This is a genomic window from Actinacidiphila cocklensis, from assembly GCF_907177275.1.
Taxonomy (GTDB): Bacteria; Actinomycetota; Actinomycetes; order Streptomycetales; family Streptomycetaceae; genus Actinacidiphila; species Actinacidiphila cocklensis.
This window is the reverse complement of record NZ_CAJSLV010000034.1, coordinates 1-604: the sequence shown is the minus strand read 5'-3', so window position 1 is coordinate 604 and position 604 is coordinate 1. Positions and strand designations below refer to the sequence as shown.

General features: G+C 64.1%; 1 protein-coding gene. It reads left to right on the top strand.

Annotated features, from left to right (window positions below):
* Positions 1-528, top strand: a 528-nt coding sequence (locus NFU81_RS04940) for a transposase (protein WP_422665145.1), incomplete at its 5' end; no start/stop codon positions are given.
* Positions 529-604: the final 76 nt, after the last annotated feature.

The following is a 604-nucleotide window of genomic DNA, read 5'->3' as shown; positions in this document are numbered from 1 at the left end:
GAGGCGATCAACACCGTCTGGGAGGAGGCCCTGGTCCAAACGTGTGTCACGCACCTGATCCGGTCCTCGATGAAATACGTCAGCTACACCGACCGCAAGAAAGTCGCCGCGATGCTCAAGCCGATCTACACCGCGGCCACCGAGTCCGAGGCCCTCACCGCCCTGGACGAACTGCGGTCCGAGTTCGGCAAGAGCGCTCCAGGCGTGATCTCCGCGTGGGAACGCGCCTGGGAACAGTTCATACCCTTCCTGGCATTCGACCGCGAGATCAGGCGGGTGATCTACACGACCAACGCCATCGAGAGCATGAACTTCCAGCTGAGGAAGGTCCTCAAGAACCGCGGGCACTTCCCCGGTGACGACGCCGCGATCAAGCTCCTCTACCTCGGCATCCGCCGCATCGAGGGCCGGCACATCGACGGCGACGGCCCCATCCCGCCCGGCCGCGTCCGGGGCACCGGAACCCTCGGCTGGAACCGCGCCATGAACCACTTCATGCTCGCCTTCCCCGACCGACTGCCCCTCTGACCCACATCAAGCAAGATCACCAAAAGTAACCCCTGCCGGAGCCCGACCATACGAGGTCATACCCCAACGCACACAC